This is a genomic window from Psychrobacillus sp. L3, from assembly GCF_042945595.1.
GTDB lineage: Bacteria > Bacillota > Bacilli > Bacillales_A > Planococcaceae > Psychrobacillus.
The window spans coordinates 234,100-247,846 of the sequence record NZ_CP168493.1; the positions used below are offsets into that span (position 1 = coordinate 234,100).

At 36.4% G+C, this 13,747-nt stretch carries 12 protein-coding genes; 9 read left to right on the plus strand and 3 right to left on the minus strand.

All coding sequences use genetic code 11. The annotated features are described in order from the left end of the window. Positions 1–20: 20 nt before the first annotated feature. Entirely contained in the window at positions 21–500 is a 480-nt protein-coding gene (locus ACEPXD_RS01220) for a methylated-DNA--[protein]-cysteine S-methyltransferase (RefSeq protein ID WP_391119142.1), read from the minus strand. A 119-nt stretch (positions 501–619) separates the two neighbouring features. After that, entirely contained in the window at positions 620–1,036 is a 417-nt protein-coding gene (locus ACEPXD_RS01225; RefSeq protein WP_391119144.1) for a cupredoxin domain-containing protein, read from the minus strand. A gap of 173 nt (positions 1,037–1,209) precedes the next feature. On the opposite strand from ACEPXD_RS01225, the gene ACEPXD_RS01230 reads away from it, so the two are divergent. From ACEPXD_RS01230 to hpaB, 9 genes are all read left to right on the plus strand, one after another. Beyond that, positions 1,210–2,925 carry a pyrroloquinoline quinone-dependent dehydrogenase gene (locus tag ACEPXD_RS01230; RefSeq protein WP_391119146.1) on the plus strand — a complete coding sequence of 572 codons (1,716 nt, stop codon included), beginning with the start codon at positions 1,210–1,212 and terminating at the stop codon, positions 2,923–2,925. Between the two features lie 77 nt (positions 2,926–3,002). Beyond that, entirely contained in the window at positions 3,003–4,085 is a 1,083-nt protein-coding gene (locus ACEPXD_RS01235; RefSeq protein ID WP_391119147.1) for a carboxypeptidase-like regulatory domain-containing protein, read from the plus strand. 226 nt (positions 4,086–4,311) lie between these two features. Beyond that, positions 4,312–4,881 carry a TetR/AcrR family transcriptional regulator gene (locus tag ACEPXD_RS01240; RefSeq protein ID WP_391122942.1) on the plus strand — a complete coding sequence of 190 codons (570 nt, stop codon included), beginning with the start codon at positions 4,312–4,314 and terminating at the stop codon, positions 4,879–4,881. Positions 4,882–4,896: 15 nt separating this feature from the next. Further along, positions 4,897–5,790 (plus strand): ATP-binding cassette domain-containing protein, encoded by an 894-nt coding sequence (locus ACEPXD_RS01245; protein ID WP_391119149.1) that lies wholly within the window; start codon positions 4,897–4,899, stop codon positions 5,788–5,790. Beyond that, a complete protein-coding gene (locus tag ACEPXD_RS01250; RefSeq protein ID WP_391119151.1) occupies positions 5,790–7,394 on the plus strand; it encodes an ABC transporter permease in 1,605 nt (534 codons plus the stop codon). Before ACEPXD_RS01245 ends, ACEPXD_RS01250 begins: the two co-directional genes overlap by 1 nt. A 188-nt stretch (positions 7,395–7,582) precedes the next feature. Beyond that, on the plus strand, positions 7,583–8,287 hold the full coding sequence (locus ACEPXD_RS01255) for a hypothetical protein (RefSeq protein ID WP_391119153.1): 705 nt from the start codon (positions 7,583–7,585) through the stop codon (positions 8,285–8,287). Next, a complete protein-coding gene (locus tag ACEPXD_RS01260; protein WP_391119155.1) occupies positions 8,288–9,025 on the plus strand; it encodes a hypothetical protein in 738 nt (245 codons plus the stop codon). It abuts the gene before it with no gap. Positions 9,026–9,152: 127 nt separating this feature from the next. Then, entirely contained in the window at positions 9,153–9,830 is a 678-nt protein-coding gene (locus ACEPXD_RS01265; RefSeq protein ID WP_391119157.1) for an MBL fold metallo-hydrolase, read from the plus strand. Positions 9,831–10,651: 821 nt separating this feature from the next. Next, complete coding sequence (hpaB, locus tag ACEPXD_RS01270; protein ID WP_391119159.1) at positions 10,652–12,085, plus strand: 4-hydroxyphenylacetate 3-monooxygenase, oxygenase component; 1,434 nt, start codon at positions 10,652–10,654, stop codon at positions 12,083–12,085. An 81-nt stretch (positions 12,086–12,166) separates the two neighbouring features. Here the strand turns inward: hpaB and ACEPXD_RS01275 are convergent, their stop codons facing one another. After that, positions 12,167–13,531: a TrkH family potassium uptake protein gene (locus ACEPXD_RS01275; protein ID WP_391122945.1), complete on the minus strand. Its 1,365-nt coding sequence runs from the start codon at positions 13,529–13,531 to the stop codon at positions 12,167–12,169. Positions 13,532–13,747: the final 216 nt, after the last annotated feature.

The following is a 13,747-nucleotide window of genomic DNA, read 5'->3' on the forward strand; positions in this document are numbered from 1 at the left end:
AGTTAACTAGTCTTTGCGATTTACTTCATAAATTTCTTTTCATGGTTAAGAAGCCATTCTTTTCTCCATAAGCCACCTGCATAACCAGTTAATTTTCCATTTGAACCAATAATTCGATGACAAGGAATCACAATACTGAGCTTATTTTTTCCGTTTGCACTACCCACTGCACGAATTGCTTTTTCATTTCCGATAGAAACTGCAATATCCTTATAAGATCCAGTTTGTGCATAAGGAATCGCTGTCAAAGCATGCCAAACGGTTTTCTGAAATTCGGTACCTACATTAATGTAAGGGAATGAAAATTCCTGACGAAATCCATTAAAATATTCATCCATTTCGGAATAACAATTTTGAAGTACAGCAGGAGTCTCCTTAGTCAACTGATGAGTAACTACGTTTTCATCTGAAAACATAATCGAAGTTATTGCTTCTTCTGTCCCCACAATCTCTAACGCACCGATAGGAGTAGGATAATCTACTTGGAAAATTTTACTCATATAAAAACCTCCATTTTCGTATAGTCTTTAATTTCAATTATAGACTATAAGACTATTTAATGCGGAAATTGCATTAAAAAAGAGCCGGAATTCATAAGAACTCGGCTCTCTTCAGACATTTATTCTACGATTAATTTACCAGCCATTTTATCATGTCCTACACCACAAAGAAGAGAGCAGTAATAATCATATTCCCCAGCTTTGTCTACTACGAATTCAGCCGTTTCGCCACCCTTGATATCTACATTGTATTCATCAATACCAATACCATGTGCGCCAGCATCGTTTACAAGTGTAATTTTAACAGTGTCGCCTACTTTTGCTTTGATTTCTTTAACATCAAATTCAAAGTTTTTTGCAGTTACTGTCGCCTCAACTACGTTACCAGTTGGTTCTACAGTTGATTCATCTGGTGCAGCAACTTCCTCTGTTGCTTTGTCTTCGGTAGCTTTATCTTCGCTAGATTTATCAGATCCACAAGCAGCAAGAGCAAATACTAACATGGATAAGATTATTAAACTAAAAAGTTTTTTCAAGATGTTATACCTCCATTTTTTATGAAACTCTATACAACTATAGTTTTTATTTTAAAAAAAAACAACTTTAATAAAAAATATTTTAATGAAAAAACTTTTAACTTTCAAAAATTGTTCACAAGTGGTAACATTGCTTACTGGAATAATAAAACAAATAATAGGAGGTTATTGAATTGAACAAAAAAGTAAAATACGGTTCAGCATTATTAGCTGCATCGCTTATGTTAGCGGCATGTTCTGATGATAATTCGTCAAAAACAGATAAAGAAAAGAACAATGACAAAAAATCAGAAGATGTTAGCTATAAGAACTTCTCGAATTTTGGATATGATCTTCAACTTACAAGACATGTACCATTCGAGGGAATCACAAAAGATAATGTCAAAGATTTAGGTGTTGTTTGGAGTAAAGACTTTAAAGAAATTAATAAAGATATTCCAAATGGTAACCAAAGCTTTCCGATCGTTGTGGACGGTGTAGCATATGTATCTACTAGTTCTAACTATGTATATGCTTTTGATGCTTTAACAGGAGATGTTATTTGGGAATGGACTCCACCAGCAGAAGTATTAGAAACAATTACTCGTACAGGTATGCCATCATCTAACCGTGGTGTTGCAGTTGCTGAAGGTAAAGTATTTATGATTACTGCGGATGTTGGTCTAGTTTCTATTGACCAAAAGACTGGTAAAACAGTTGACTTCATTCATGCGAGTGATTTCTTCCCTGAATTAACATCTGATAATGGTTACTATGAAACAACAGCTCCTGTTTATTTCGACGGAAAAATCCTTGTCGGTAGCTCAGGCGGAGATAACGGTGTACGTGGATTCGAAATGGCTTTCAAATCTAGCGATCTAACACCAGCTTGGGATGAGCCTTTCTGGACAGTACCTCCAAAAGGAGAAGACTGGTTATCTGATGGTCTTTTTGGCGGAGGCGGAGCAGTTTGGATGCCACCAAGTGTTGATCCAGATACTGGTTTAATGTACATTTCTGCTGGTAACCCAGCTCCTGACTTCTACGGAGCAAAACGTCCAGGTGTGAACCCTCATACAAACTCTGTTATCGCTTTAGAAGCAGCTACAGGTAAAATGGTTTGGGCACAACAACAACAATCTCATGACCTTTGGGATTATGATACTGCAGATAGCCCATCTATCTTTAATGCAAAAATAGATGGAAAAGAACGTAAACTTGTTGGTGTAGGAACAAAAGGTTCCGAATGGTTTGCTTATGATGCAGCTACTGGAGACCCTGTTTACCATAACGTAGCTTTCGGTAAAATTGATCATCCAGATCCAACAGAAGAAGGTGTTCTAGTTTATCCAGGAGTTTTAGGTGGACAAAACTATGCGCCAGATACATTTGACCCTGAGCTGAACTTAGATTTAATACCGGCAATTGAAGAACCAAGTATTCTTAGAACAGCTAAGAACGAAGAAGAAGCGGTAACTAATGATACTTCTCCATACTTTGGTGCTTGGGCATTTGGTACTTCTACTGCAGCAGCAGATCCTAGCATAAAAGGATATGGTACTATCACTGCTATCGACGTGAGTACAGGTAAAATTGCTTATCAAGTTAAAACGGATCAACCAATGCGTGGTGGTTTGACAAGTACAAAAGCAGGTCTTACTTTTTACGGTGAATTAAGTGGTAAAGTAAATGCAATCGACACTAAAACAGGTGAAAATGTTTGGTCATTCCAAACTACAGGTAATACAATTTCAGCGGCTCCATCAATTTTTGAAGTTGATGGTAAATCATACGTAATGATTACATCTGCTGGATCAAAACCTCAAATTTTCGTATTTGCTTTAGGTGGCGATAAAACGCAAGCTGAAGCAGGCGAGGCAGATACAACTAATGCACATACAGGTAAATAATATTCCTGTGTAAGTGAAATAAGAAAAGGGCAGTAGGAAAATTCCTCTGTCCTTTTTCCGATAAGAGGAGTTTAAGTATGAAGAAGATATATTTATTGTTACTTTCCGTCATGGTAGCCATTATAATTTCTGCATGTAGTCAGGAAGATGGAGAAGCAACATTACAACTAAGTGATAAACAATTAACGGTACTTGCATGGAATACAGATCACTCGCATTATAAAGAAGTAAGTGGGAAGTTGTTAGTTGGAGAGACACCTGTAGTGGGTGCAGTTGTTCAAGTATCCAACAAACGAACAATTGATACAGATAAAAACGGAGAATTCACATTCAATGTAGACAGTAGTAAGTTAGAGTTAAAAAATATTCAAGTCGTATCTGTTGATAAAGCAACGATAGACGGTAAATCAATTGCAGAAAAAACTGCGAAAAATTTATTAGCTTTAAAAGAAGAATTAAGTGTAAATTTCCCAATAGTAATTGATAAAGTAGTTGCTTCTGAAGAAAATCCGGAAAATGTAGAAGTGCATGCACATGCGGAGATGACGAAAGGTCAACAATACCCATCATTTGGACCAGCAAAATATCGTGTTAGTGGTACGATCAAAGATGCTAATGGTAATCCTGTAGAAGGGGCAACTATTAACTTAAGAAGAGATGGAGTAGAAGGTTTTTCTATGTCCAATCCAAGTGATGCAAATGGAGTGTACAACTTAGATTACGTTCCAGAAGATGATGAAAATCATTATTTTTATGTGCATTACAATGACGTAAACTATACATTGCCTGAATATAAAGTATTTATGTTTCCAGAAGATTTAAGTGTAAATGTAGATGTTACCCTACCGGCAGAAGGAACAATCATTAATGATGCTCCTCCTACTTTGGTGACAACAACTGCTCCTGGTGCTGTATATAAAGGAACTTTAATCGGTGTCAATGTACAAGAAGGAGTAAAGTATTCTGTTTCTATTCCTAAAAAAGACGGAACCTTTGTTATTACTTTACCAAAAACTGAATGGGAAAAATCACCAACATTCTTCCAAACAGAATTTAATAAGTTTATGTTAGAAAAAGTAGTTACGGGTGATACACTTTCATCTGATTTGATCAAGATTAATGCAGATGAACCAAACAATATAGTACCAAAAGTTAAATAATACAAGAAGTGAACTAGGTTAAGAAACCATTTTTTTAAAGGGTTTCTTAGCCTAGTTTTTGTTATGGCATCAAAAACTATAGACCACCATGGTCAATTAAGGTTATTCTATAATCGACCGAGGTGGTCTATATTTGTTCTTACTGGAATAAACTAAAAAAAGTTAGGGGGAAACGAGTATTACAAAGCGATTTGAAAACCTGAATATTAATAAACAAAAAAGAATTATAGACGCAGCTTTAAATGAGTTTAAGGAAAAAGGCTTTGAGCAAGCTTCAACCAACCAAATAGTGAAGAAAGCTAGAATTGGGAAAGGAATGCTCTTTTATTATTTTAAGACTAAACAGGACCTCTATTTGTATTTAATCGAATATTGTCTTGAAATGGTGGAAAATGAGTATTTTGAAGCGATAAATGCCAAAGAACCTGATTTGTTGGAACGAATGAAGCAAATTGTAGTGGTCAAAATGGATTTTCTCTCAAGATATCCAGAAGCCATCAACTTTATAGCCACTATTATTTTGAATGATCAAATTGATGCGGACTTAAAATCTCGGATAGCGGCGTTGTATGAAACTGGATACGCTAAGATTTATGGAAATATAGATTATACATTTTTTAAAGAGGGGATGGACGTTCAAAAAGCATTTAACTTAATTCGATGGTCGATTGAAGGGTATGAAAATGAACTAAAGCGGCGATTGAAGGGGCAAGATTTAAGTGCAATGAACTATGATTCCTATGTCAAAGAGTTTTTGGATTATATAAATATAATGCGAACCTTGTTTTATAAATAAAGGGAGGGTCAAAACATGTCCATCATACAAACGAATAACTTAACAAAAAAGTTCGGGAAATTTACTGCTTTAGATCATGTGAGTTTGGAAGTGAATGAAGGAGAAGTATATGGATTCATCGGTCCAAATGGAGCTGGTAAATCTACAACGATTCGTCTGTTGCTCGGTATGATTAAACCGACAGAGGGAGAAGCGACTATCTTTGGACTGGATGCTTGGAACGATGCTGTGAATATTCATAAACGCATTGCATATGTACCGGGGGATGTGAACTTATGGCCTAACTTAACGGGCGGAGAAGTAATTGATTTGTTTATGGAATTACGGGGAGCGATAAATAAAAATCGGCGAGAAGAAATGATTGGAAAGTTTAAGTTAGACCCTTCCAAAAAATGCAGAACTTATTCTAAAGGAAATCGACAAAAGGTTGCATTAATAGCAGCATTTGCATCGGATGCGGACTTATATATTTTAGATGAGCCAACATCAGGTCTAGATCCACTGATGGAAAGAATATTCCAAGAATGTATAATGGATGCTAAAAAAGAAGGGAAAAGCATTTTATTATCCAGTCATATATTGTCGGAAGTAGAAAAATTATGTGATCGAGTAGGGATCGTCCGACAAGGTAAAATGATTGAAACAGGTACATTAAGCGAATTAAGACATTTAACGCGAACCAACTTACTCGTTGAAGCGAAGCAACCAATTATCGGATTAAATGAATTAAAGGGTGTTTATTCAATAGAGCAAAACAATCAAGCACTTTCATTTCAAGTAGATTCAGAACAATTGGATACGGTGATCAGACATGTTAGTCAGTTTGGAGTTGTAAGATTAGAAAGTGCACCACCAAATTTAGAAGACATATTTATGCGCCATTATGAGGAAGTAGGAGGTGCAGTCTGATGTCAAAACAGCCGTTTAAGCATACAGGGATGCTTGCACGCTTTATATTACGACAAAATCGTTTGAGGATTCCTATTTGGATTATTGCTTTACTTTTATTAACACTTAGCACGGCCACTGCATTTAAGGATTTATACCAAACTCCAGAGGATAGACAGGCAATCGCGCAAACAATGTTAAACCCTGTAATGACATCAATGGTTGGATATAGTAATGGGCTAGATAACTATACGAACGGAGCGATGATGGCTCATCAGATGTTGCTTTTCACTGCTATAGCAGTTGCTATCATGAGTATTTTACTTGTAGCAAGACACACGCGCGCAGAGGAAGAGGATGGGCAGATGGAATTGATACGCTCCCTACCTGTTGGTCGATTGTCGAATTTGAATGCCACTGTCTTAGTGGTTAGTGGAACGAATATTTTGTTAGCTATCCTAATGGGTTTTGGATTGTACGCATTAGGGATCGAAAGTATGGATATAGAGGGCTCCTTGTTATACGGAGCAGCTTTAGGGGCAACGGGAATTATTTTTACAGGGATAACAGCTATATTTGCCCAGCTATCGGAGAATTCTCGCGGGACAATAGGGTTAAGTTTTACCGTACTGATTTTGGCGTACTTAATGCGAGCAATTGGAGATGTTAGCAATGAAACACTTTCCTGGTTTTCACCACTCGGTATCCCATTAAAAGCGGAAGTATATGTGCACAATTATTGGTCCCCAATTTTATTGCTAATAGGTTTAGCGTTAGTTTTACTAGCATTTGCACTCTATTTAAATTCCATCCGAGACTTAGAAGCTGGATTTCTACCATCTAGACCTGGAAAAATGCATGCATCACCCTTTTTGAGAAGTCCAATAGGCCTCGCGCTAAGGATTCAACGTACAGGATTGATTGCTTGGGCAATGGGAATATTCATATTGGGAGCTTCCTATGGTTCCGTTTTAGGCGATTTGGAATCATTTTTCAAAGACGTGGAAATGATGCAAGCGTTAATCAGACCGGTCGAAGGGTTTTCGTTAATAGAACAATTCATCCCCGTATTAATGACGGTGTTGGCGATGCTCTGTACTGTTCCTGCACTCATCATCATTTTTAAATTGAAAAGTGAAGAAAAGAAGAATCATACGGAGCATTTACTCAGCCGTGGAATATCTCGTGTCCGAATATTAGGTAGTTATTTTGTCATTTCGATCGTTAGTAGCGTGATGATGCTGTTCTTTGCAGTAATCGGTTTATGGTCTGCAAGTGCAGCAATGATGGATGAGCCTATTTCTTTTACGACACTGTTTAATGCAGGAATGGTTTACTTACCTGCAATTTGGACGATGATTGGTTTGGCTGTATTATTGGTAGGATATATTCCACAATTTACAGGTTTCGCATGGTTGTATTTAGTTTATTCATTTGTAGTTGTTTATTTAGGAGGTTTACTTCAATTTCCGAACTGGATGAGTAATCTTTCACCATATGGTCATATTCCAAGACTTCCAGTGCAGGAAATGGACTATATGTCGGTGACTGTATTGTTAATCATAGCAATTGTTTTAGCTACTGCAGGATTCATCTCATACAATAGAAGAGATATATTGGGTTGATAGAATTATGATACTATTATTTCCATAATTTAATAGACTAGAATGCAAGGTGTTATCAGTGATGATCCTTTTTGGAATATGCTCAGATAATGCCTTTTTTAGTTCCTAAAAGAAGAACCAATGAAGGTAATATGGAAAGTTATGTCGAAACAAAGGATATACCTTAAAAGAACAGGGGGATGATCTTTTTGTGGAATGGCAATATTGTCGAAATAATCACCATTAGTTTAGCTTGGTTAGTCATTGGAATTATTGCCTTTCGTTTGTATAAAAAGCATTCAGAAAAGCCTGAATTGTGGAAAGTAATTATCGTCATCTTAGTAGGTCTCTTTTCTTTTTCATTTAATTGGAATGTGTCGGATAAAATGATAAACGTTGCAGTATTGCCACTTGGTGTATGGATTTTATATGGTTTTTTAAATAGAAAAAAAGAGAGATGGAAAAAGTATCGACATTTTGCTTGGTTGGGCTTTTTGGCTAACTTTATTTTATTGTCATCTACTTTAGTCGCTATACCAGTAAATCTTTTCATATTCCCTGAAAATAAACCAGAAACCTATATTTCAGATGTAGAAAATGCCTCCATTATTAATATTCATCCATCTGCAAAGGAACACCAACAAGTTAAAGAAAACTTACTAAAGCTTATTCATCGTTTAAAGCAAAAAGAGTTCTTTAGTGATGATTGGTATAACGAGACGTATATGGATACCGAGTCGAATAAAAGAAAAGAACGATTTCCATATATGCTTATCCATACGTTACCTAAATGGGGGAGTGGTCAAAGCGCTATCATCTATATAGAAGGTGATGGAAAAGGGCTTTTGATCGAAACGCCAAAAAAGCAGTTTTATTTTCACTCTGATCAATCACTATTAGAGGAGGGGAAGTAAATGACGAAGACAAAGTTTCTCACTTTAATAGGGATTGTCTTGATTTTATTGACTGCATTCACCGTTTATTGGTTTTATTTTTCGAAGCCAGAGCCTTTTTTAACAAATGAACAGTTGGTGAAGGAGATGAATCGTTTCAGTCCAGGAACTGATGCGAGTGTCATTCAAGATTCTGTCTACTTTGACGAACAGCATGTATATGTCCCTTTTGTATCGGTAGATAACAAATACGGTTTTAGTTTTTGGGAATGGCAACATCATAAATGGCAAACTGTATTAATTTCTACAAATAGTGACATGCGAATATGGAAGATAAAAAGCAAAGACCCTTCCACTTATCATTTAGTATGGAATTTTCCTTCTCTAGATCAAGTGAGCTACATAAAGCTGTACCTAATTAAGAAGCGAGGATACCATATCACAGGGAATAGTCATTATTATGAACCTGGGGTACAAATGGAGAAAAAAATTCCTTTTTCAGAAAATCCTTATGGCAGTATGCAAATTCCAACTGACTGGATTTCTGTCATTCTATCATTAAATAGTTTTTCTGCTAATCAATCTGATTTATTTTCTAATTTTTTTAATTATCGGCGAGATATATATTTTGGGTGGAATGCCTATGATAAATTGGATAACATAACCTCTCTAGGAGGTTCTTCAGGTTCCAGCTGGTATGGAGACTTGGACGTTGATAATGTTATGTTTATAGATGAATCGGAACTTGAATACCCGTAGTGGAAGCTTTCATATATAAAAAATATCCTTTCGAGGGATATTTTTTTGACATCCTCTACGTTCAATCTCTCAATCGAAATACTTTTATTAGGCATTATAGAGAAAAACTAAATAAGGGGAAATGCAGATGAAAGCAATACAGATTTCTGAACATATTTGGAGCTTAAAAACGTGGATGATCATTCCTATTCATGTATGGGTTGTAGTGGAAGAAGACGGGATCACTTTAGTAGATGCAGGAATGCCAATGATGGCAAAAGGAATCATGAAATTCTTGAAACAGCTAAACGCTGGACCACTGAAGCAAATTCTTCTCACGCATGGTCATACCGATCATGTTGGAGCAGTAAAGGTAATATTGACTGAAAATGAAGTACCAGTATACGCACACCAAATAGAAATTCCGTATTTGGAAGGGGAGCTTCTCTATCCAAAACGAAAGAAACTAGAAAATAACTTACCTAAAAAACTAACTCAACCGCTTTTAGAAGAAGAGGCTGGTATCTTGAAATCAGTAGGCGGACTAAAGCCATTTTTTACACCTGGCCATTCCCCAGGTCATGTTGTGTACTACCATGAAAAAGATCAAGTGCTGTTAGCGGGGGATCTCTTTAAATCGAAAAATGGTAAACTCCAACCTCCAATGTTTACACCTAATATGGCGGAAGCATTGAAAAGCAGTGCTGTTGTTGGGCAATTGAAACCGAAACGTTTAGAAGTATGCCATGGAAATACAGTGTTTAATCCTGCTGATCAGTTAAAGGATTATGTTCAAACTGTGGAGAAGAAATTAGAAGGGAAATGATTTTACTTTCTGAACACGCGTCGCTGTGTCAGTAGCAGGTTTGGGGACAATTGAGTCCGATACAGAGCCACTGGAAAGATTTATTCCGGTAAGGTTTAGCCAATGTGCAGCCCAAGCACATGGTGAATGGTGAAGACAATATGTACTAAAAGGGCTCTAGCACTTTTTTAAAAGATTAAGAGAATTTATAAAATTGGATTACGTAAAATTCCGTCTTCATTGTGTTTTTAGTCGCATTGAGTGTAGAATCTGTAGCTTTCATCATGCAATTAGTTGTTCTATGATAGTTTTTAACTTTTTAGTTCAGCGTTTGAATTTGATAATACGCGCGTAACTATATCAGCCAAAATCTGGAGGACAATTGAGTCTGAAGCAGGATCGGTGGTACTAGAGAAAAATAGATAGTATCCATTGATAAAGAGGTGCTGAGCGGACGAAATTGCATCTTCGTCCGCTTTTAAAAGTATAGGAAAGGATTTATTCTCTCATTATCCAAACCTTATGTACCTTGTATCAACATATTCCAAGAGGGCGACGGACAAACATCTGCCACAAGATTACCGAAAAAAGAGGATCTGGAAGTGACGCAGTCACTTCCAGATCCTTTATAAAATTCTTCGTTAATAGTGTAGCTGATGTTTTGTCCAAAGCGCTCTGGAAATAGTAAAGACAAGATGCACTTAAAGAACTCAATCAAGAATCAATCGAATAGGAAAGAACCGTTACATGAAAACCATCTTGTAACAATCTAAAGGTAATATTAATAGTATACAACAAAAGATGTGAAGAATAATCAGCTTGTACATTTTAGGAGCGTGCGTATGCCAGCTATTACGGGGAAACAATATATTGATCGAATTGACCAAATGCAAACGAATATATGGATAGACGGTAGGCCGGTGACAGGCAAGATCTCGGAGCACTCCGCATTCAAAGGAGTTATGAAAAGTCAGGCAGCCTTGTATGACCTTCAACATGATGTGGCTTTAAAGGATGTCATGACGTATCCATCACCATCCACTTCAGAACCAGTAGGATTGTCTTTTTTACAACCAAAGACAAAAGAGGACTTAACTAAAAAGAGAAAGATGGTGCAACATTGGGCTAAATTCAACAATGGCCTAATGGGAAGAAGTCCAGATTATATGAATACAGCATTAATGGCCTTTGCATCATCTGCCAGTTTCTTGAATGAAAAACAGAACTGCTTTCCTGAAAACTTACAATCATTCTATGAATATGCACGAGAACACGATTTATCTATGACACATACATTTATTGACCCCCAAGTAAATCGATCACCAATTTATCTAGAAGATTCAGAAGAGCCTATTGCTGCAAGGGTGATTGATAAAAATGAAGAAGGAATCATTGTAAAAGGTGCGCGATTGCTAGCAACACAAGGAGGAATTACGGATGAAATACTTGTTATATCATCCGGAGGTGTAGTGGAGGAAGAAAAAGGATTTTCATTTTCCATACCTAGTAACACAAAAGGATTAAAGTTTATATGCAGAGAATCTTTTGTTGGAGGAGATTCAACCTTTAACTATCCGCTAAGCTCAAGGTATGAGGAAATGGATTCGATAGTAGTATTTGACACCGTATTAGTTCCATGGGACCGCGTATTTTATTATGACAATATAGCTGTATCTAACAATTTTATGAATGATAGTTCGTTTCAAGCATTTGCCTTGCATCAAGTTGTTTCAAGACAGATTGTAAAAACTGAATTTGTATTGGGAGTTGTCCAATCAATTATCGAGACGATTAATATCAAGCAATTCCAACATGTTCAAGAAAAGGTTTCTGAAATTATCATAGCTTTAGAAACGATGAAGGCATTGGTGATCAAGGCTGAGATAGAAGCGGAAATAGATAAATGGGGTTTGATGCAACCAGACTGTACAACATTACAAGTTGCCATCAATGTTTTTCCGCGAGTCTATCCAAGGTTTACGGAAATCATACAGTTATTAAGTGCAAGTGGATTAATGTCTATCCCAACGGAAGATGCATTCCGATCATCCATTAGAAACGATTTAGATCAATACTTACAGTCTAAAGCTGATAATGCCGAGAATCGCGTTAAACTATTCCGCTTGGCATGGGATTTGACAATGAGTTCTTTCGGCACACGACAGACTTTATACGAACGCTTTTTCTTCGGGGATCCTACTAGACTTTCTAGCGAACTATACCATTCATACAATAAGGCTCCATATGTACAGCGCGTAAAGGATATGTTGGAATGAGCATAAATACAAAGAGCCCTTAGGAACTTTAACAACAGTTCCCAAGGGCTAAAAACGTATTATAGGATGAAATGTAATGAATTAACCCGTAATAACTCTCTCTTTTGGATATTGATATTTTGTTTTCTTTGTTTGACCACCTATAATAAATAAAAATGAAGTTAAGCCGATTCTACCTACGAACATTAAAATCATAAGAATACATTTCGAATAAATGCTAAGATCGGGAGTAATCCCCATAGACAAACCTACTGTACCGAATGCGGAGCAGACCTCTAATACAATTTCGATAAGATGGGGCTTTGTGTCAAAAACACTGATAGCTACAACTGATATAAAGCACATGATAGTAGCTAACAATGTGATAGCTAGGGATTTCAATATATCGTCTTGATGAAGCTCGCGATTAAACACTTTAATATTACGATTTCCTTTTGCGAAATGATAAACAAACAACATATTTAAAGCAAATGTTGTCGTTCGGATTCCACCCCCAACAGAAGTTGGAGATCCGCCGATAAACATGAAAATACTCATAACCAACAGTGTTGGCATCGTAAAATCGGTAATATCCATTGTAGTAAGTCCGGCACTTCTCGTTGTTGCTGCTTGGAAAAAAGCATAGAAGAAGCTCTTATGCCAGGTCAAGCCCTTAAAATAATGTTGACATTCAAAAAGCAAGATTAGAATTGTTCCAATAACAAGAAGGATTCCATATGTTAATGTCGATAATTTTGTAAATAGGGAAAAACGAAACGGGTATGTATTGTCCGTTTTTCTTCTGAATAAATATTCCTTCACTTCAATCAATACTGGGAACCCAATAGCACCAAGAATGATTAAAATAATCGTTATTATTTGCACAAAATAGTCGCCAGCATATGGAGCAAGAGATTCTCCAGTTATATCCATTCCAGCGTTTGTTGTCGCAGTTACGGATGCAAACAAACCATGAAGAAATGCATCTTTCCAAGTTGGATAATAATTTAAAAAATGCAACCCTAGAATAATTCCACCTAAAATCTCAATAAGGAAAATAATTTTCAGAATTTCTTTAACCATTTGAACGAGTCCTGATAATGCGAACTGGTTATGATCGACCATTATTAGACGGCGTTCGCGCAAACCAACCTTTTTTCCTATAAGTATCCAAAAAAAAGTGTTAATCGCCATAATGCCAAGTCCTGCAAACTGCAAAACAATCATAATGACAAAATAGCCGAATACACTATAAGTTTCCGAAATATTAAATACAGTCAAACCTGTATCGCTTACAACAGTAACAGCAGTAAAGACCGTATCGATAAAAGACACGTGAACCCCAGGTTTAAAAACTGCCGGGAGACTAAATAATAGAATAGATATAGTTACTGCGAGCAAATAATAGCCTGTAATAACTTGGGCAGGTGACAGATTTTCCAGCCAATTTCGTACTTTACCCCACATGATTACAGATCCTTTCCATTTTTTCATATCACCTATCATAAAGAATATCCGGTGATTTTGGAAGTGATTTTTTGAAAACGATTATATAATTTACAAACATATGCTATAAGCGGTAATGAACATTAGATTAGAACTCTAAAAAAGTAGAATGTTCTAGCATGAAAATAGAAAAGATTGGATGATGTGTGGGAGTAGAGATATAATTACTATAGATAA

Coding starts and splice junctions, on each gene's coding strand:
- ACEPXD_RS01220 (WP_391119142.1), bottom strand. CDS start 500: ATGAGTAAAATTTTCCAAGTAGATTATCCTACTCCTATCGGTGCGTTA.
- ACEPXD_RS01235 (WP_391119147.1), top strand. CDS start 3,003: ATGAAGAAGATATATTTATTGTTACTTTCCGTCATGGTAGCCATTATA.
- ACEPXD_RS01245 (WP_391119149.1), top strand. CDS start 4,897: ATGTCCATCATACAAACGAATAACTTAACAAAAAAGTTCGGGAAATTT.
- ACEPXD_RS01250 (WP_391119151.1), top strand. CDS start 5,790: ATGTCAAAACAGCCGTTTAAGCATACAGGGATGCTTGCACGCTTTATA.
- ACEPXD_RS01260 (WP_391119155.1), top strand. CDS start 8,288: ATGACGAAGACAAAGTTTCTCACTTTAATAGGGATTGTCTTGATTTTA.
- ACEPXD_RS01265 (WP_391119157.1), top strand. CDS start 9,153: ATGAAAGCAATACAGATTTCTGAACATATTTGGAGCTTAAAAACGTGG.
- hpaB (WP_391119159.1), top strand. CDS start 10,652: ATGCCAGCTATTACGGGGAAACAATATATTGATCGAATTGACCAAATG.
- ACEPXD_RS01275 (WP_391122945.1), bottom strand. CDS start 13,531: ATGTGGGGTAAAGTACGAAATTGGCTGGAAAATCTGTCACCTGCCCAA.